Annotated in this window: 16 protein-coding genes; 3 read left to right on the top strand and 13 right to left on the bottom strand. The window is 38.2% G+C overall.

All coding sequences use genetic code 11. The features are described 5' to 3' along the window. Nucleotides 1-79: 79 nt before the first annotated feature. The 7 genes from glmS to BN6559_RS16895 all read right to left on the bottom strand — a co-directional run bounded on the left by glmS (nt 80) and on the right by BN6559_RS16895 (nt 9447). A complete protein-coding gene (glmS, locus tag BN6559_RS16925; RefSeq protein WP_110955833.1) occupies nt 80-1909 on the bottom strand; it encodes a glutamine--fructose-6-phosphate transaminase (isomerizing) in 1830 nt (609 codons plus the stop codon). A gap of 331 nt (nt 1910-2240) precedes the next feature. Continuing rightward, the gene (gene glmM, locus BN6559_RS16920; protein WP_110955832.1) at nt 2241-3590 is read right to left on the bottom strand and encodes a phosphoglucosamine mutase; all 1350 of its coding nucleotides are present in this window, start codon (nt 3588-3590) and stop codon (nt 2241-2243) included. 46 nt (nt 3591-3636) lie between these two features. Next, nucleotides 3637-5241: an NAD(P)/FAD-dependent oxidoreductase gene (locus BN6559_RS16915; RefSeq protein WP_110955831.1), complete on the bottom strand. Its 1605-nt coding sequence runs from the start codon at nt 5239-5241 to the stop codon at nt 3637-3639. Nucleotides 5242-5255: 14 nt separating this feature from the next. Then, nucleotides 5256-6203, bottom strand: coding sequence for a CdaR family protein (locus BN6559_RS16910; protein WP_110955830.1), 948 nt, complete (start codon nt 6201-6203; stop codon nt 5256-5258). Then, nucleotides 6200-7021 carry a diadenylate cyclase CdaA gene (gene cdaA / locus BN6559_RS16905; protein WP_110955829.1) on the bottom strand — a complete coding sequence of 274 codons (822 nt, stop codon included), beginning with the start codon at nt 7019-7021 and terminating at the stop codon, nt 6200-6202. Before cdaA ends, BN6559_RS16910 begins: the two co-directional genes overlap by 4 nt. Nucleotides 7022-7376: 355 nt before the next feature. Beyond that, entirely contained in the window at nt 7377-8450 is a 1074-nt protein-coding gene (locus BN6559_RS16900; RefSeq protein WP_110955828.1) for a branched-chain amino acid aminotransferase, read from the bottom strand. Between the two features lie 316 nt (nt 8451-8766). Continuing rightward, entirely contained in the window at nt 8767-9447 is a 681-nt protein-coding gene (locus tag BN6559_RS16895) for a copper homeostasis protein CutC (RefSeq protein WP_110955827.1), read from the bottom strand. 416 nt (nt 9448-9863) lie between these two features. Here BN6559_RS16895 and BN6559_RS16890 point away from each other — a divergent pair, with 416 nt between their 5' ends. The 3 genes from BN6559_RS16890 (at nt 9864) to BN6559_RS16880 (ending at nt 12682) form a co-directional block, all read left to right on the top strand. Then, nucleotides 9864-10943 (top strand): ABC transporter substrate-binding protein, encoded by a 1080-nt coding sequence (locus BN6559_RS16890; RefSeq protein WP_199884095.1) that lies wholly within the window; start codon nt 9864-9866, stop codon nt 10941-10943. Nucleotides 10944-11094: 151 nt separating this feature from the next. Then, nucleotides 11095-11862, top strand: a complete 768-nt coding sequence (locus BN6559_RS16885; RefSeq protein ID WP_110955826.1) for an ABC transporter permease — start codon at nt 11095-11097, stop codon at nt 11860-11862. Between the two features lie 19 nt (nt 11863-11881). Continuing rightward, nucleotides 11882-12682 (top strand): ABC transporter ATP-binding protein, encoded by an 801-nt coding sequence (locus tag BN6559_RS16880; protein ID WP_110955825.1) that lies wholly within the window; start codon nt 11882-11884, stop codon nt 12680-12682. A gap of 113 nt (nt 12683-12795) precedes the next feature. On the opposite strand, the gene BN6559_RS16875 is transcribed toward BN6559_RS16880, so the two are convergent. The 6 genes from BN6559_RS16875 to BN6559_RS16845 form a co-directional block, all read right to left on the bottom strand. Continuing rightward, complete coding sequence (locus BN6559_RS16875) at nt 12796-13113, bottom strand: hypothetical protein (protein ID WP_110955824.1); 318 nt, start codon at nt 13111-13113, stop codon at nt 12796-12798. 1258 nt (nt 13114-14371) lie between these two features. Next, nucleotides 14372-15780 (bottom strand): IS3 family transposase gene (locus BN6559_RS16865; protein WP_234407855.1). Its coding sequence is split into 2 segments (ribosomal slippage): nt 14372-15277 and nt 15280-15780, totalling 1407 coding nucleotides; the frame shifts between segments, so codons are not numbered across the junction. A 166-nt stretch (nt 15781-15946) separates the two neighbouring features. Beyond that, on the bottom strand, nt 15947-16744 hold the full coding sequence (locus tag BN6559_RS16860; RefSeq protein ID WP_110955821.1) for a sugar phosphate isomerase/epimerase family protein: 798 nt from the start codon (nt 16742-16744) through the stop codon (nt 15947-15949). 1 nt (nt 16745) lies between these two features. Further along, a complete protein-coding gene (locus BN6559_RS16855) occupies nt 16746-17831 on the bottom strand; it encodes an ABC transporter ATP-binding protein (protein WP_110955820.1) in 1086 nt (361 codons plus the stop codon). 29 nt (nt 17832-17860) lie between these two features. Beyond that, nucleotides 17861-18682: a carbohydrate ABC transporter permease gene (locus tag BN6559_RS16850; RefSeq protein ID WP_110955819.1), complete on the bottom strand. Its 822-nt coding sequence runs from the start codon at nt 18680-18682 to the stop codon at nt 17861-17863. After that, nucleotides 18672-19580, bottom strand: coding sequence for a carbohydrate ABC transporter permease (locus BN6559_RS16845; protein WP_110955818.1), 909 nt, complete (start codon nt 19578-19580; stop codon nt 18672-18674). The genes BN6559_RS16850 and BN6559_RS16845 overlap by 11 nt, the downstream gene beginning before the upstream one ends. Nucleotides 19581-19597 lie beyond the last annotated feature (17 nt).

Here is a 19597-nt window from a genome sequence, read left to right as displayed (position 1 = left end):
CTTTGTTAGACTTTTAACCTATAAAAACAAAAATACCCCTTAGGATTTTTATATCCTAAGGGGTAAAATTATGAGTTTCTTATTCCACCGTAACTGATTTTGCCAAATTACGAGGTTTATCTACGTCACAGCCTCTGGTAATTGCTGCATAGTAAGCTAGCAATTGCAGTGGAATTACAGCCAACAATGGCGCTAATAATTCATCTGTATTTGGCACTTTAATAATATGATCCACATATTTTTCAATTTGGTTATCATCTTCAAGCGCAATACCAATTACGACTGCATCACGTGCTTTTACTTCCTTGATATTACTCAAAGTTTTTTCATATACACTCTTTTGTGTTGCAAGTGCAATCACTGGCACACCTTCGATAATCAAAGATAACGTACCATGTTTTAATTCACCAGCAGCATATGCTTCAGCATGAATATAGGAAATTTCTTTTAATTTCAATGAGCCTTCCAATGCTACCGCATAATCAAGAGAACGACCGATGAAGAACACATCTTCATTGAAGCCATATTTTTGCGCAAATGTCTTAATCGGTTCTACATCTTCTAAGATTTCATGCACTTGTGCAGGAAGTTTCCGTAAAGAATCAATTAATTTTTTTGTACATTCTGGTGTAATCGTTTCTTTGATTTGAGACATATACGTTGCAAGCATGAACATTGTAATCAATTGTGTTGTATACGCTTTCGTTGATGCAACAGCAATTTCTGGACCTGCCCAAGTATAGATCACTTGATCGGCTTCACGCGCAATCGAGGAGCCTACTACATTGGTAATCGCCAGTGTTTTCGCACCTAGACGTTTCGCTTCTTTTAACGCAGCCAAAGTATCACTGGTTTCACCTGATTGACTCACAACAATCGTCAATGTACGATCGTCAATGATTGGTCCGCGATAACGGAATTCAGACGCAATGTCTACTTCAACCGGGATACGCGCTAATTTTTCTATATAATATTTGCCGACAACGCCTGCATGATATGCAGTTCCGCACGCAACGATGAAGATTTTCTTAAAGGATTTTAAATAATCTTTATTCCATTTTAATTCATCCATTACAACTGCACTGTCGTCTTTTGCTAAGCGTGCTGACATCGTTTCACGTACAGCTTTTGGCTGTTCGTAGATTTCTTTTAACATGAAATGTTCATAACCGCCTTTTTCCGCAGCTTCCGCATTCCAGTTTACTTCAAATACCTTTTTCGTAACAGGTACACCTTCACGATTTGTAATCCATACAGAATCAGCTTTTACAACTGCAATTTCGCCGTCACTTACAATGTAAGTTTTGCGTGTGCGTGAAATAATCGCAGGAATATCAGAGGCGATAAAATTCTCCCCTTCACCAAGACCAATGACAAGCGGATTATCTTGTTTTGTACAAATTAATTTATCAGGTTCATTGCGTGCCATAAAGACAAGCGAGTAAGATCCTTCGATTAATTTAAGGACTTTTCTAACAGTTACCTCAAGATCACCCTCATATAAATCTTCGACTAAATGTGCAACAACTTCTGTATCCGTTTCAGAAGTAAATATATGCCCTTTTTCGATTAATTTTTCTTTTAAGTGCAGGTAATTCTCGATAATCCCATTATGCACTACGACAAAATTTCCCGAACAGTCTGTGTGCGGATGGGAATTGCGATCTGATGGACGTCCGTGTGTTGCCCATCTCGTATGACCGATACCTAATACCCCTTGCGGCGTTCTGCCTTCAAGTTTCTTTTCTAATACGTTGAGACGGCCAACGCTTTTTTCCACATTGATTTTTTCGCCGTCGAATACAGCGATACCAGCGGAATCATACCCACGATATTCTAATTTTGTCAAACCTTCAATAAGAAATGGTGCAGCCTCTTTCGAGCCTACATAACCAACGATACCACACATAAGTGAATCCTCCATTGTTCTACATTTTTATTTACGAAAAAAACGATCTTTGCTACTCGCACCGCTTTGGCCTGTAAGTCACCCCACAGTTTTGTCGGTTTGTAACGACTGTAGTCAGCCGAGAGGTATCCGCCGATTTTCGATAAACCTCTTCCTCGTCCTCTTATCACTCTAAGAGCTAGCGCTATAATTATAGATAAACCTTCCTAATTTTTCCTCTCATTCTCACCTCCCCATCATTCGCTATAACATACGCATAAAGGAGCACTTTTGTGCTCCTTTTCGTATACAATCCATATTGTAATATAAGTTGGTCAATCGGTCAATACTTTTATCCCTGCACTGACTTTACGACGCCAGCTATTTCATGACAAATCTTATCCAATTGGTCTTGATCCGGGCCTTCTGCCATGACACGAATTAAAGGTTCTGTACCGGATGGACGTACTAAAATACGACCATTATCACCAAGTTCATCATCACCAGCTTGAATTGCCGCTTGGATATCGGTATTTTCTTCCCAGCCTTCTTTGGTTTTTACCCGTACATTTACTAACAATTGCGGGTAGCTTGTCATAAGCCCGGCAAGTTCAGATGCACTTTTTCCGCTTCTCTTTACAGAAGAAATCAATTGAATCGCTGTAATCAATCCATCGCCGGTTGTACTGAATTCACTAAATATAATATGTCCGGATTGTTCACCGCCTAATGTATAACCATTTTCCAGCATATTTTCCAATACATAGCGGTCACCAACTTTTGTTACTTCGAGTCTGCCGCCAGCTTTTTTAATTGCTTGATGCAAACCAATATTCGCCATAACAGTTGTAACCAGTGTATGATCTTTTAATGTTCCCTTTTCCATCATTTCTAATGCACAAATAACAAGAATTTTATCGCCATCAATTAATTGCCCCTTTTCATCTACGGCAAGGCAACGATCTGCATCACCGTCATGTGCAATTCCAATATCTGCTTTATGCGATAAAACTGCAGCCTGCAAAGTTTCAATATGCGTAGATCCGCAATTTTTATTTATATTGATTCCATTTGGCTGATCATGAATGACAATGACTTCTGCGCCTAATTTCTTTAGCACAACCGGCATCGCTTCAAAAGAAGCACCATTTGAACAATCAAGAACTACTTTGACTCCCTTAAAATCTTCCTGCACGGTTGTCACTACGTAGTTTATGTATTCTTTGATCAAGTCATGGCGATATACAATTGTGCCAATCTTTTCTCCTGTTGGGCGAAATAATTCCGATCCGTGTTCAATCGCATGTACACGCTCTTCTAACTGGTCTTCAACCGCATCAGGCAATTTGTAACCATTGCTGCCAAAAAATTTAATCCCGTTATCCTGGAACGGATTATGCGATGCTGAAATCACAATTCCCGCCTGCGCATTTAATTGTTTTGTCAAATAAGCAATTGCCGGCGTCGGAACAACACCTGCTAAAATCGCTTTTCCGCCAGCAGAACAAATTCCCGCTGCAAGCGCAGCTTCAAACATAGGTCCAGAAATCCTTGTATCTCTGCCAATTAACAAAACTGGCTGTTCATCTGTTTTCTCTCCAAAAAATATCGTTGCAGCCCTGCCTAAACGATACGCCAATTCCGGTGTGAGATCAATATTTGCTTCTCCGCGTACACCATCAGTTCCAAAAAGTCTTGCCATCTTTATTTCTCCCTTCAAAATCCACCATACTTAAGAATCTACAGATTTATTCAAATTTATACTTTTCCATAACAGCAATCGCTCCATTCAAGCCATCAATTGCTGCACTCATAATTCCCCCAGCATAACCAGCGCCTTCACCAATCGGATATAATCCTTCCGTATTCAGTGAGACGAAATCGCGATTGCGAATGATTCTGCACGGCGCTGATGACCGTGTTTCTATCCCTGTCATACATACATCAACATCATCGAACCCTTTTATTTTCTGACCAAAATAAGGCAATGCTTTCTCTAAAGTATGTGTCACAAACACCGGTAAACAATCATGTAAATCGACAGGTGTCACACCTGGTGAATAAGTTGGTTTCGTGACAAAATTCTTACTGCCTTTTTGCTTGATCAAAAAATCTCCAACACTTTGCACCGGTGCATAATAGTTACTGCCGGCAGACGTAAATGCCAACGCTTCATACTTACGTTGAAAGTCGATACCATCCAGTACTTCACTACCAAAGTCAGCAGGAGAAACGGTAACTAAAAGCGCACTATTGGCTACGCCAGAATTTCTTTTATAGTTACTCATTCCATTCGTCACCACTCGATCTTTTTCTGAAGCAGCAGCAACAACTTGTCCTCCGGGACACATACAAAAAGAGTACGCGCCACGTCCAGTCTCTTTATCTTGATAGGTCAATGCATAATCGGCAACCGGCAGTCTCGGATTTCCCGCATCCATATGATACTGCGCCCGATCAATCCATTCTTGCGGATGCTCAATTCTAACACCAATCGCAAAAGCCTTTGCCTCCATCGCAATCTTGTTTTGATGAAGCATAGCATAGGTATCACGCGCACTATGTCCGATAGCAAGCATAACGACCGAACAAGGAATATATTCACTCTCATTTATCATAATACCTTTTATTGTGCCGTTTTTGATATCGATATTTGTTACAGTGGATTCAAATCTTACCTCTCCACCAAAGCGAATAATTTGATTGCGAATATTTTTTACGATATTTCGTAATTTATCCGTACCAATGTGAGGTTTATGCAAATAACGAATTTCCGGCGGCGCGCCGGCAGAAATAAATAATTCAATGATATCACCTATTTTACTATCATTAATGCGCGTTGTCAGTTTGCCATCTGAAAAAGTTCCCGCACCGCCTTCACCGAATTGTACATTTGAAGTTTCATCTAATATACCCGATTGCCAGAATTTTTGTATATCCGCTGTCCTGCGATCTACATCTCGTCCACGTTCTAAAACCAAAGGTTTATAGCCTGCTTTGGCTAGTTTCCAAGCTGCAATAAGCCCCGCCGGGCCTAACCCGATAACAATCGGACGCTCCGTTAGAGATGTTTCTCCATAAACAATAGACGTCTGTGGCTTTTCCACAAGTAATGCTATATTTTTATCATTGCGAAGCTTTGCCAGCACTTTCTTCTCAGGCACCGCAATCTTCACATCTAACATATAAACAAAACAAATCGGACTATTCTTATACCGCCTAGCGTCAATGGCTTTACGCACAACTACCACCTCAAGCACAGCTTCAGGTGGTAATTTTAAGCGTTTAGCCACAATATCATTTAGCGGAGATTCATCATCGAAAGGTACACTAAAATTAGTTATCCGTAACAATAATTTTTCTCTCCTTATTGCTTTTCTTTTTTAACTGCTTCTTCTTTTCGCTTTACGATATCAATTTTAGCAGTTATTGTATCGTTTGTCACCGTAATTCCAATCGGCAACTGCACTTTTATTTGTTTTGTTGTCGGTCTGTCTATATCCGACAAGCTAATTTTTTCTGTATATAAAACTTCTAACGTATCTACCACTCTCTGATCTCCATAAATATCCATTTTGGCCGGTTCAAGCGTAACGCTGTTTAAAATATATCCGGCCGGCAAATCCTCGGCAAGATTTGGCTTAATATCAACAAACTTTTTATATAGACCTTTGACAATGGATACTGATACTTTAACAGACCCTGGTGACAACTTAACATCGCCGACTTCTTTGCCTTCATTATTCACTGCAACAAGCGGCATGTCGACTGTAAAATCACTATTTTTCCCAGCCAAATTAATATATCCCACTACTTTTGCAACAGAATTTACAGCGGAACTTGCCCCTTCAAGTGTTACGGAATTTACAGCAGGTATAGCCTTTCCTATGGTAACTCCAGAATCAGGCGTACCGGAGAAAGCAACGTCAATATTGACATTGCGCTGTAATTCTTTATCAATATCAAAAATAATCGTTTCCGGCGAAACACTAACCAGATCAAAGCCCTGTGGTAATACAGTCTGCACTTTAATCGAATGCCGTCCTTCTTTTACGCCGCTCAAATCAACATATGCTTTAAAATCGCGTTCGGTTGCCATCGCAAACAAACTCCGCGGTCCGCGTACCTTTAATTTGATATTTTCTACACTCCGATTCACTGTATAACCTTCCGGAGCATGCGTAACTTCAAGAGGAAGTGTAAAACTACTGTCAATCGCAGGATTTTGTTCATTCATAACAAAAAACCATAATACAATCGCGACAATCAATGCAACGATTTTTGCAAATAAATTTTTGTTCAGTATATCCATCATTTATTATGCCTCCATTTAGAAAACATATCAGTAAAATTGGTCTGGCGCGTTGCAAATAACGGTCTTAAGTTCTGCTTTAATTTTTCTGAATCCAAATGGCGTATCAATCTCCCGCCCCGTGCAATAGAAACTGTTCCTGTCTCCTCACTCACCACCAACACAATCGCATCAGAATGCTCACTGATCCCAATTGCAGCCCGATGCCGAGTCCCCAGTTCCTTACTCAAAGTCCGATCCTCTGTTAATGGCAATAAACATCCGGCGGCAACCATACGATTCCCGCGAATGATCGCCGCACCATCATGCAGCGGCGTATTTGGTATAAATACATTAATCAAAAATTCTGAAGTAATAAGTCCATCTATCTGTATACCAGTCGCGCAATAATCATTTAACCCAACTTCCCGCTCTAAAACGATAAGTGCACCAATCTTATTCTGTGCGAGTACCGTCACTGCTTTATCTAGTTCATTCACCAAGGACTTTGCTTCTTCCACATTTAAAAATACGCTTCTGCCGAACAGTTTTCCCTGTCCTAAATGTTCCAAAGTACGTCTTAATTCCGGCTGAAAAACAAGCGGTAACGCCACAAATACCAATGTAACTGTTTTCTGTAATAACCAATAGATTACATTTAAACCAAGCCAATTGCTGATCATCGTAAGTATTAGAAGCACAAGCAAGCCTTTTACCAGCGTGATTGCTCTTGTATCTTTTAGCAAAACATATAATTTATATAAAATGAATGCTACGATCAAAATATCAACTAGGTCTAAAAATTCAATGGTCGATAATAATCCCCTCAATTGTATAGGCATACGCAAAACCCCTCAACTCTTATTCCTATTGCTATTCTCTTTCTAACATTAAAACCCTTTTAAATCCAAAGAAAATTTTTCAAAAATCATAGCATTTGTGAAAATTAGACCTTTTGTACTATTTTTTTTGAAAATTCTCTAAAAACAACGAATCCTAACAATTTAGAGGATGTTCACTACATTTTTATATTGTATGTAAAATCTTGCTTTCCATCCAAAAAAAATAAACCTCTCGCAAAGTTAGCAAGAGATCTCAGCGTATAGATAAAATAAGATACATCATTCCACTTATAAACAATATGAAGATAGGCTGCGATTCGCACCCCATCTTCATACATTTACCTACAAAACTAAATTATAATTTCGTTACTTCTTCCACTAAGCCTAATGTATCTTTTACTTCACCGCTTTGCAAACCTGTAATATGATCGAACAGTTTTTGCGCAAACGGACCGATTTTTCCGCCATTGATGATCATTTTTTCGCCTTTATAATAAAGCTCTCCAACCGGAGAAATAACCGCAGCTGTTCCTGAACCAAATACTTCTTCAAGATCGCCATTTATATAAGCCTCATGTACTTCATCTATCGTAATACGACGTTCTGATGTTGGAATCCCCCACTCTTTTGCAACGGCAAGCACAGTTCTTCTCGTGATACCATCCAAAATACTGCCGCAAAGCGACGGTGTTACAATTTCCCCTTTAATCTTAAAGAGAATATTCATCGACCCAACTTCTTCAATGTATTTGCGATGCACGCCATCTAACCATAAGGTTTGATCATAGCCTTTTTCATGTGCAACCAAACCGGCATGTAAACTTGCCGCATAATTTGCCGGAGTTTTTGCTTCGCCAAGACCACCTATAACTGCACGCACATAAGTATCTTCTACCATAATCTTAACCGGATTAAATCCAGCAGAATAATACGCTGCTACAGGAGAAAGTATAATCAAAAGTTTAAACGTTGAACTTACACTTACCCCTAAATACGGATCAGTTGCAAAAATAAATGGTCTAATGTACAAGCTTGTGCCTTTTTTAGCCGGAACCCATGCTTTTTCAGTTTCTATTAATTTTCTTAAGCCTTGGTGAACCGTTTCTACATCTACCTCAGGAATATCAAGAATTTTTGCTGAACGATTTAAACGTTTGATATGATCAAGTGGTCTAAATATTACAATACGGTTATCTTTAGTTCTAAATGCTTTCATTCCTTCAAAAATTGCCTGCCCATAATGCAGTGTCGTATTTGCAGGACTCACGGTAATATCACGATACGGTACGATCCGTGGATCATGCCAACCTTGCTCAGGATTATAATCCATTTCGAACATATAATCAGAAAATTTCGTACCAAAACCTATTTTTGATACATCTGGTTTTTCTTTTAAAACAGTAGCTTTCTCAAATTTGATTGCAGCCATCTCTCATTCCATCCCCTTAAATCTCTAAACATATGGTTTAAATTTGTAATGTATTCATTATATTGCCTTTTTTGTATACATGTCAAGAAAACATTCGTAATTTTATCGTGTTTTCTCTAGCTTTTTTAACTAATAGTTTTACGTAAAAGAACAAATGTATATCATACGGATACTTATTAATATTTTATAAATATGACGAATGAGACTAGCCTTGCTTTTGATTTATGCTTTCTGCTAGTCTTTGTATACATAACACAAGTATACGAAGATAAAAATAGCAAGGAGCGATTTTTCCCTACTCCCTGCTAAAAACATTCTACTTATTTTCACGAATAATATGCACTAATTTTTCAATGCGTGCTTTACTTATATCCCCGAATAGGGAACTGTTTTCTCTTGCTGCAGAACCAAAATGAAAATCAGCATGCTTCACAGCCTGCATAATCTCTTCCACATTGTCGAGCGTCAATCCGCCCCCGATCAGCAAACGAATATGTTTAGCATGCGCTACCATCTTATTCAATATTTCTATGTTATCCTTGATAAAACCAGTTCCACCAGAAGAAATCACCGTTGTAACCTGCGGATATTTAGCTAAAATCTTCATTCCATTCACAGGATTTATCAAATCAATTGCCCGACTGAACGTAACTTCGAGCCCATCACATACAGATAAAAGTTTTTGCAAATTGGCTTCACAAATATTTTTTTGTTCATCCAGCACACCAAAAACCACACCATTTACTTTTAACTGTTTCGCAAATTCAATATCTCGTTTCATTAAATTGATTTCATCTGTGGTATAACAAAAGCCCTTTGCATGTGGTCTAACCATGATATTTACAGGTATTTTAACAGCATTTACGACAGCTTCAATTAAGCCATAACTTGGGGTAAGTCCACCTTCACTTAAGGCACTAACAAGTTCAATTCTGTCAGCTCCGCCAGCTTCAATCTGCTTAGCGTCTTCTACAGTCATTGCAATTATCTCCACCATGTTAATCTCCTCCCAATCATCGCCACATTTATTAGAAAATCAATCATTTGCTAACATATTTTTATACTACCATGGATAGAAAAAAAAACAACCTTTTTTACACGAAATCGTCACATATTCACAAATGAATTTTTCAACCCTACATACACAACCTATCTTCGTACTAGTAGTTATAAGTAAGTAGAACCAAGAGCCCTATTCTTATTTACATCTTTGGATATTTTCAGGTTGTCCAATACTTTGTTTATAGTATTACAAAAAATGCTTGAAAATAATACATAATTTTTTTATTTCTATAAAACAACGAATCTAGCTAGACCTACGGAATTTAAAGCCTTCCTTCTTTTTCATTTAAATCACCGATAAACCTTTCCATGAATACTATGAAGTACCAGAATTCATATAGGAGGGATATTATGTCAATTCATAAACTTTATAAAATTATAAGTTTATCGATACTATCATTATTTTTATTCACTGGATGCCTCTCAACCAACTCGAACCAGCTTACAAGCAATCAGGCCCCGTCATGGGCACCTGCTTTATCACCGCTGCCTACACAAACTGTTGTAAAAGTAGGAATGAAGCAAGTCGCCTCTGATGCCGGTATTTTAGTTGGCATGGCAAAAGGCTATTATGAGTCGCTTGGAATCAAAATCGAGCCTATTCAATTTAATTCCGGTCAAGAGATGATTAATCAACTTGCTGCCGGTCAATTAGATGTGGGGGCAACAGTTTCTTCCTCTGGGTTATTCAATGCCATGTCACGTGATATTCCAGTTAAAATTGTTGCAGATAAAGGAATCAATATACCTACGCAAGGATATTACCGCTTGGTCATACGTAAAGACTTAGAAAATACGATCAAAGATTATTCCGATCTCAAAGGCAGAAAAATTGCGATTGTCGGCGCTGCTTCTCTAGATGAGCTTTCTCTAGAGCGCGTATTGAACAAAGGCAATATGACATTAAAAGACGTAGACGTGCAAGTCATCCGCTCTTTCCCGGATATGCTGGTATCTCTAAGCAATCAGAGTATTGATGCCGCAATGGTGATTGAACCATTTATCACGCAAGGAATGAATAAAGGAATCTTATCTCCTTGGAAAGATCCTATGGAATATGACCCTGACGCACAAACTGCCCTTCTCGTATTTGGCACCAGTTTAACCAAAAATCCGGAAGTCGCAAACCGTTTTATGACAGCGTATATTCAATCCGTCCGCGATTATAATGACGCCTTCTTTAAAAATAAAAATAAAGAAGAAATGATTGATATTCTTTGCAAATACTCTGTTGTCAAAGATGCAAAATTATATGAAACCATGTACCCTACAGGTTTAAATCCTGATGGCTATTTAAAAACCAAAGGTATCGCCCTAGATTTAGCTTGGTACAAAAAAAATGATTTATTAAAATCTGATCTTCAGCTCTATGATGTAGTCGACCATAGTTTTGTTGATTTTGCTTTAAAAATATTAGGACCATATAAATAATCAGGCTGTAACAGCTGTATTTTATGTAACATTTCAATAGAAATACTCCAACAGTAAATGCTTTTTCACACAAATAAAAATACTTTTTGTGAAAAAGCTTCACTTGCGGATAAATATTTCGGCATAACAATGAATTTTTGTGAGGTAAACTATGAAAATACAATCGAACCGTCTAACTGTTCTTCGTGTTATGTCCATATTGTCCCCATTAACTTTATTATTTGTATGGGAAATTTTAGCGCAAACAAATGCTATTGATATTCGCTTGTTTTCCAGCCCGTATTTTATTATGAAAGCATTTGTACCACTGCTTTTTTCCGGAGAACTTCTCTATCACACTTTTATCAGCGTGCAAAGAATCGTGCTTGGATTCGCAGTTGGCGCTATTCCAGCAATTATCATTGGCATCGCTATGGGATTGTCCCCTTGGGTTCGTTCTTCTCTTGAACCAATGATCAATGCAACCTATCCCATCCCAAAATTAGCACTGATGCCATTGATCCTGCTCATCTTTGGCCTCGGCGAAACTTCAAAAATTTTCACAATAGCGATCGGTGTTTTCTATTTAGTTGTAATCAATACGCTAACCGGTGTTTTAAACATTGATAAAATTTATCTTGATGTGGCCAAAAGCTTTGGTGCTAACCGGAAAAATTTCTATCTGACCGTAGCACTTCCCGGCGCTTTGCCAATGATATTTGCTGGGCTAAAACTCGGTATGGGGATGGCACTCATCTTAATCGTGGCAGCAGAACTATCTGCGGCACAAGCCGGCATCGGCTGGATGATTTGGCGTGCCTATGACATGTTTGACATTGAGCGAATGTTCGTCGCCTTGATTATGTTATCCGTTCTAGGATATATCTTCTCTCTTATCCTAGATTGGCTCGAACGTTTGGCGCTGCCATGGAAACAATAAAAATAGCGGAGGAATCTATATGACTCAACTAAAAAACCGTATCGTAATCGATCATGTAAGTAAAATCTTTCAAACTCCGCAAGGTAATGTACCCGCAATTTCTAATATTGATTTAAAAATAGCCAATGGGGAGTTTTTTTCTATTGTGGGCCCCAGTGGCTGTGGAAAAACAACGCTTCTTAGAATCTTAGCCGGACTAGAGACAGCATCTACCGGCACAATTTTAATAGATGCCCTCGATGGAAATCGACCGTTAAGTTCAATGGTGTTTCAAGAACACTCGATCTTCCCATGGCTGAATGTACTGGATAATGTAGCTTACGGGCTGAAAATGAGAGGCTTTGGAAAAAAAGAACGCTATGAAATTGCAATGTATTATATAAAAATGATTGGGCTTGAAAATTTCATGAAGGCCTACCCATCTCAACTTTCAGGCGGAATGAAACAGCGGGTCAGTGTCGCCAGAGCTTTTGCAAATGATCCGCAAATTCTGCTTATGGATGAACCTTTTGGTGCACTAGATGAACAAAACCGTATTATCTTGCAGCAAGAGCTGTTAGAGATTTGGGAACGAACCAAGAAAACTACGATTTTTATTACCCACAGTATTGATGAAGCGCTCTGTGTCAGTGACCGCATTATGGTGATGACAGCGCATCCCGGTACGATAAAAACTATCATTGATGTTGATCTTCCAAGACCACGCGATATCTCAAAGATTCGCACGACACTTCGTTATAATGAACTTTTCCAAATGATTTGGCAATCTTTGCGCGAAGAAGTGTTGAAAGTCAAAGCGCAAGAGACACGAGGAATATAACATTTTTTATCGTTAACTGAACAGCAAACAAGGGGCAGTCGCACGATTGACTGCCCCTTGTTTGCTGTTCAGTTAATAAATTCTATACTGAATCAAAAATTTAAGTTTCATCTTTAAAATATGGATTGACTGAATCCATATTCCCTCAAAATTTTTTGATTCTCTCTACGCCTCGGTTTGATTCCTTGTTCTAATAGTTCCTTATCAAATCTCGCATAGATCATGTCTCTATACTCTTCGAATGAAACATCATTCACTATTTCAGTGACATCACCAAGCGGCAAAAGATTGTATATCGTAACTTTCTTTTGCCGCTTGACCATCACATATTCTTTACTATCCAAATCCGTAATCAATTGAAAGGTTATCTCTGCGTTTTCTGTTTCCTCAGCTATGATCGTGTCTTTTGTTGTTCGGTAGGTTTTATACATTTACAAAACCCCTAATTTCTCCATCGGGTGTGGCGAGGGTGCCGCCTCGCCACAGGCTGCTGTGATGCCTTGACCATAATTTTTTACCAGCTTGTACTGATACCAATTTATATCCCCCCATCATCATCCTGCATGTGGTTTCCTCTATCCGCTAAGGGGAAGATAGAGGAAACCAACATACAGTTTGTTTCAGGGGAAATCAAAAAAGCACATGCGAGGTTTTATTCAACCTACACATGCGCTATGCTTCGTCTTGATTGCATGCAGACGCTAAGCTCCCTGCCAAAACTTCAATCGTATTATGCCAAATAAGCCCTGCCCTTGTAATCAAGGGAAAAGCACGGTATAATAAATTGTCGTCGTAGACAGCTAGCTGTTACGTGTAGGTGCCGTATACACCTGCTCGTGCCTGTGAGTGTTCCACCACTCCCAGGACACGGCGACTTTTTTAATTTCCACCTATTACTAATTATATTACACTTTTTAGCGATTGCAAGTAAAAATAGGATGAAACATGATTTTTATGATGAAAATCATGTTTTTTTGTTGTGGTTTTCGTGTTTACTCTTGCACTTTTTTGACATTATTTGTTATAATCCGAATAGGTGCTACGATAACGGTAGGCGGTTTACCTTCCCCACAGAAATGGGGTGAGCATATGGGAACTCTGGAGCTTTATGTATTGCTTATACTTGCTACAGGTTACATTATCGCAATAAAAAAGAGATAACCGCCCCAATCTCCAGCAAGATATAGCGGTTACACTCTTTTGATTTAATCTCTATATTTTTGTCAGGTGAACCGTCTATCGGTAGCACCCTTTATATTATTTATCATAAACTAAATGTTATGCATTGTCAACAGCTGGAAGAAAACGGTCGACAGATAAAATTGATCTAAAATTACGTTTGATATTTTTTAAAATTATGGTTATAATAAATATAGATAAAGTGCTACCGATAAGCGGTCAGCCCCAAAAAGTATAAGTAATAAAATTACCGCCTCAAGTTGGTAGCTGGAGGGCGGTTACTTTTTTTGTAAAAATACCACAAGAACAATGAAAAGCAACAATGTTACATTCGTCTCATTCATGGGCATCCCCCCTTTCGGGGGCAAGATTGACCGCCTACCGTTTTATGATAGCACCTATTAGAATATTATAACAAAATACACAAATAAGTAAAGGACTGGGATTTTTGTAGTGACCCCTATAAGTTAGACTTTGTAGCGTAGCAGTTTTAGCTGTTACGCTATTTCTTTATGCAGCCAGGAGACTGAGCCTATATTCAACAGGACTCATCCATCCCAGATTTTGCTTGATTCTTTGTTCATTATAATATTTTATATATTTTTCAATCGCAGATTTCAACTCATTGTAACTATGATAAACAACTCCGTAATACATTTCCTGTTTCATAATTGCAAAGAAATTTTCCATTACAGAATTATCGTAACAGTTTCCTTTGCGTGACATACTTTGATATATTCTATTAGCTTTTAATGTATGTGAATAAGCTTTCATCTGGTAAGCCCATCCTTGATCAGAATGAAATGTTCTCCTATATTGGCAGTCTGAAGTTATATCAATAGCTTCATTTAATGCTTTCATTATATTTTCAGCCGAAGGACTCTGAGAAATACCATGACTTATGATTTCACGATTGCAAAGATCCATGAATGGATCAAGATAAAGCTTTTTAATTATCATTCTTCCTTTATCATCAATTTCATAATACTTAAACTCAGATGTATCTGTTGTGATTTTTTGATGAACAACATTTGTATTAAAACGTCGGTGAAGTCTATTTGGTGCAACTTTTCCGATTCTTCCCTTATAAGAACTATACTTTCTGCTCTTACGTGTAAATGAAGTTACTTGAATGCCAAGTTTTTGTACAATACGTTGTACTTTTTTCTTGTTCACAACCACCTTGTTTTTACGTAGTTGTCCACAAATTCTACGATAACCAAAATCTTTATGTTGTTTATGTATTTCTAAAATCAATGTTTCTAATTCTAAATCTGGATTTTCTCGTTCGAATCGCTTTTGCCAATACATATATGTAGCTTTAGGAAATCCAGTGATAGCGAGAATATCTTTTAATTTGAAGGATCCTCGGAGACTTTGGATGATTCTCGCTTTTTGCTTTGAGGTTTTCCCTCTAAACGCAGTCTCCTCACTTCTTTTAAATATGCATTTTCGATCCTGAGTTTTAAATTTTCTTCTTCAAGTTGTTTAAGGTATTTAGAATCACTATTTATTTTTTCAGCAATAGGTTTACTGATATCTTTTGGCTTTTCCACTTTTGAACGACGCTCCTTCGTTTTAAGTTTCAAAGCATCAGGACCAGCAATTCTAAAATCATTTACCCATCTGGCAAGCAGTGTAGGATTATTCATTCCGACACTCAAAGCTAACTCCTGATATGAAACTTCTGTTGTTAAATATGACTCTACCATATGAAGTTTAAAATCAAAAGAATAAGTTTTATTTTTTCGAGATCTCATTAATCCATCAGAACCCATTTTTTGATAAGCATTTACCCATTTCCTTACCATAACCTCATTCACTATCGAATATTTTTTTGCCAAATATTTGTATCCACCTTCGCCAGATAAGTATGCCTGGACAACCTTTTGCTTAAGTTCAAAACTATACTTTGCCATGAAAAAACAGACCCCCTTAAATTAGATTTTTAGGTCTAACTTATGGGGGTCTGTTCATTTATTCTCAGTCCTTTATTTACCCTTTAGACACCTACATTATCGCAATAAAAAAGAGATAATCGCCCCCATCCAACAAGATTTAGCGATTAAACTTTTTCAGTTAAGCTCAAACTTGCAATGCCTTACGAATATAAGCAATGTCCTCTATAATACCTTCTTTATCTTCCGCACAATGTTTTCCATATTCGATCACGATATCGGCTTTAGGCGTATAGATTTGATACGTTTTAAGGAACTGTTCAAAGTCCAGGGTTCCATCGAAAATACGATTATGATGATCTGCCTCCCCATCGTTATTGTGTACATGATAAGCGATAATCTTATGCGATAAGGATTTAATCACATGCTCCAGATTCCACCCATTGGCATGGGCATGCCCTATATCTAGCAAAATGCCTTCGGGAATCTGCTCTGCCATGCGAATAAATTCTGCTTCATTAAATAGCATATTTCCTCTGGAACGCACACCGGCATTTTCGACGACAATACGTACGCCATATTGTGCCGCTTCTTTTGCAAGTGTTTGAAGATTTTTTGAGGAAACCTGCACCATTTCTTCTCGTTTTTCAGAATCTACCGGGCAATTGTTATGATGATAAACGATATACTTACTATGCAAACTTCTTCCCAGTCTCAAGGTCTGCCGAAAATATGCAGCAGCTTTTATATAGTCTTGTGTCCCTTCGCGTTTACTATGTTCAATTTGCTCATAAGGACCATGTAAAGAGCTTGGGTACAAACGAAATTTTTCTTTATACTTTGCAAGCATATCTCCAAATAAAGGGTTGTGCCATTCAGGGAAGATCTCAATACCCAGCATAGGATCTTGTACCTGTTCAAGTAATTCAAATACATGATTGAGCTGCTCTGGTTTATATAAATTCGTGCTAATATATAGATTCATCTTACACCTCCGGATAGCCAATATTTATTGTTGTTTGTTTATCAAACACATGCATCTTATTAAAATTCAACTTAAACCATACCGGTTGTCCCGGTTTTAAATCCACTTGATCTTGAATGGCAACCACTTCTTCATCACCAATCGTAAAATACACCCCGCAGCGATTTCCATAATCTTCAATGTACTTCACTGTACCAGAAAAAGAATTTTCCACTTGCTCTGTTTCCAGCTGAATATGTTCCGGGCGGATTCCCAAATAAAACGCTGCGCAGCCCTTCTTACCAACATAATCATTCCAAACATTTGGCAACGTAACTTTTTGAGAACCGATTTGTATTGCGCGCTCTTCGTACTGCACCGTAAATATATTAGTCGCCGGGGAACCAATAAATTTAGCCGCAAAAACATTCGCCGGTCTGTGATAAACATTATGCGGTGTATCTACCATTTGCAACTTGCCTTTGTCCATCAGGGCGATACGGTCTCCGACTGTCATCGCCTCTACTTGGTCATGGGTAACATAGACGAATGTTTGATGATAGGCCTGATGAATTTTGACCAATTCTTTTCTCGCATGCACTCTAAGCTGTGCATCCAAATTGGAAAGCGGTTCATCCAGCAGCAATACATCACTGCGCTTAACAATCGCACGAGCTAACGCTACACGTTGACGCTGCCCCCCCGATAAATCTTTGGGTTTTCTCTCTTCCAAACCATTTAACTCCAACATAGAAAGCGCCGACTGTAGTCTTTCTTTAATTTCTTCCTGCGCTAATTTCTGTACCTTTAATCCATAAATAATATTTTCTGCCACGGTCATATGGGGAAACAAGGCATAATTTTGAAAAACCATGCTCACATTTCGTTTGCCGCTGGCTACATCATTGATACGCTGTCCATCCATATACAAGTTTCCGGAAGTGATTTCTTCCAGCCCACCAATCATCCGTAATGTCGTTGATTTTCCACATCCCGAAGCGCCTAATAAAATAAGACGCTCGCCCGGTTGAATTGTGAGATTTAAATTTTCTATAACATTCGTTTTATGATAAGTCTTACATACATCTTCAAATATAATTTCTTTCATATTTTACCGACCTTTCTTTGCGTTTTCGATTAACCTTTCACCCCAGAAGAAGTAAATGTCTGAATGATATAACGTTGGAAAATGAGATACAAGATCAGCGGAATCATCATCGTAACGACGGACACCGCCATAGCAACCGTAAAATCGGTGCCTCCTTCAGAACTGATGAAAAGTTGCAAGGCTAGCGGTAAAGTATAGTTGACCTTGTCTTTCAGTACCAATACCGGCCACACATATTCGTTCCATGAATTGATAAAGAACATAATCCCTGTGGAAACAACCGCAGGTTTCACCATCGGCAAAACAATATCCCATAGTACACGCAGGGGTTTTGCCCCTTCCAGCCTCGCTGCTTCTATCAATGAAAAAGGAATCGTCCGCATCGCTTGCCGAATTAAAAAAATTCCAGTGGCATCACTCAGCTGCGGTAAAATAACACCTAAAAGATGATCTCGAAAGCCAAGCTGCGATACCGTCAGATAGTTTGGAATCATCGTGACTGTAAAGGGAATGAAAATCGTACTAATCAGAATAAAATACAAAACATTTTTCCCTTTGAAATCAAAATATACAAAAGAATAAGCCGCCATGATTCCAGTAATTATTTTAAAAATCGTTACTGTGGCAGCAATGAGAAATGTATTTGTTACAATGTTCGTGAACGGCAGTTGAGAAAAAACCCGTACATAATTATCTAAAGTCGGAGAGTCCGGAATCAAATTAAATACATTATTATAGGCTTCGCTCAAATCTTTAAAAGAATTGGAAATCGCGAAAACAATCGGCAATAAAGAAAAAAATAACGCGATACAAAGCAAAAAATGCCACGGATACTCTTGTTTATTTTTCATAATAAATACCTTTCTCCACATATTTAAATTCAAAAATCAGCAGTACAATAAATAATGCCATCGTTACAATCGCAAAAGCTGAAGCGTATCCTGTGTGATATAAATTAAAGCCCTCTTGATATACGTGATAAATCACATTGGAGCTGGCATTATCCGGTCCGCCTTGCGTAATGACCTTGATTGGCGTAAAAACATACTGCAATCCTTGAACAATTGTCATAATAAAAATATAGATTCCGGTAGCCCCGCTCATCGGCAGCACAATATCAAAGAAAATTCTATATAACGGCACATTATCAATCCGCGCTGCTTCAATGACTTCACGCGGCACACCTGCCACACCGCCAAATATGACAATGAAATTATAGCCAAACACTTTCCATGTTGTGATGAAACTCAATATGACAATAACCAAACCCGGCGTTTTACTCCAAACAGGTAAGGGAATACCCAGTAGGTTGGCAATAATCGCAGCCGGACCGGATACGGGGTTTAAAATCCATAAATACAAAATAGACCCTACAACAAGTGAAATTACACTTGGCAAAAAAAATGCACTTTTATAAAAACTTTGACCACGTTTGATGACAAAGGATAAAATAAACGCTAAAACATACGGTGCTGCACAGTTAAGCACTAATAAAATACCAAGATAGGTCAGCGTATTTTTTAACACAATATACGTCAATGGATCTTGAAATAAAGCGATATAATTTTTCCAACCGACGAAAGTTTTGATCGGCTTAATCATATTCCAATCAAAAAAACTTAAATAAATGGTATAAAAGAGTGGATAAAACATAAATATTCCAAATACAATCAGCGACGGAAGGATTAACCCATACGCTAACAGACAGTCCCGGTTTCTAGCGCAGATTCCTTTTTTGTTTATTTCCATTCTTGCACCTCTTTCCT

The sequence above is a fragment of the Massilibacillus massiliensis genome (assembly GCF_900086705.1).
Taxonomy (GTDB): domain Bacteria; phylum Bacillota; class Negativicutes; order FLKF01; family FLKF01; genus Massilibacillus; species Massilibacillus massiliensis.
This window is presented reverse-complemented; position numbering and strand designations above follow the sequence as displayed.

Excerpts from the sequence above, each read along its gene's own strand:
- glmS (WP_110955833.1), bottom strand. The coding sequence starts at position 1,909 with ATGTGTGGTATCGTTGGTTATGTAGGCTCGAAAGAGGCTGCACCATTT.
- glmM (WP_110955832.1), bottom strand. The coding sequence starts at position 3,590 with ATGGCAAGACTTTTTGGAACTGATGGTGTACGCGGAGAAGCAAATATT.
- BN6559_RS16910 (WP_110955830.1), bottom strand. The coding sequence starts at position 6,203 with ATGATGGATATACTGAACAAAAATTTATTTGCAAAAATCGTTGCATTG.
- cdaA (WP_110955829.1), bottom strand. The coding sequence starts at position 7,021 with ATGCCTATACAATTGAGGGGATTATTATCGACCATTGAATTTTTAGAC.
- BN6559_RS16900 (WP_110955828.1), bottom strand. The coding sequence starts at position 8,450 with ATGGCTGCAATCAAATTTGAGAAAGCTACTGTTTTAAAAGAAAAACCA.
- BN6559_RS16895 (WP_110955827.1), bottom strand. The coding sequence starts at position 9,447 with ATGGTGGAGATAATTGCAATGACTGTAGAAGACGCTAAGCAGATTGAA.
- BN6559_RS16890 (WP_199884095.1), top strand. The coding sequence starts at position 9,864 with ATGTCAATTCATAAACTTTATAAAATTATAAGTTTATCGATACTATCA.
- BN6559_RS16885 (WP_110955826.1), top strand. The coding sequence starts at position 11,095 with ATGAAAATACAATCGAACCGTCTAACTGTTCTTCGTGTTATGTCCATA.
- BN6559_RS16880 (WP_110955825.1), top strand. The coding sequence starts at position 11,882 with ATGACTCAACTAAAAAACCGTATCGTAATCGATCATGTAAGTAAAATC.
- BN6559_RS16875 (WP_110955824.1), bottom strand. The coding sequence starts at position 13,113 with ATGTATAAAACCTACCGAACAACAAAAGACACGATCATAGCTGAGGAA.
- BN6559_RS16860 (WP_110955821.1), bottom strand. The coding sequence starts at position 16,744 with ATGAATCTATATATTAGCACGAATTTATATAAACCAGAGCAGCTCAAT.
- BN6559_RS16855 (WP_110955820.1), bottom strand. The coding sequence starts at position 17,831 with ATGAAAGAAATTATATTTGAAGATGTATGTAAGACTTATCATAAAACG.
- BN6559_RS16850 (WP_110955819.1), bottom strand. The coding sequence starts at position 18,682 with ATGAAAAATAAACAAGAGTATCCGTGGCATTTTTTGCTTTGTATCGCG.
- BN6559_RS16845 (WP_110955818.1), bottom strand. The coding sequence starts at position 19,580 with ATGGAAATAAACAAAAAAGGAATCTGCGCTAGAAACCGGGACTGTCTG.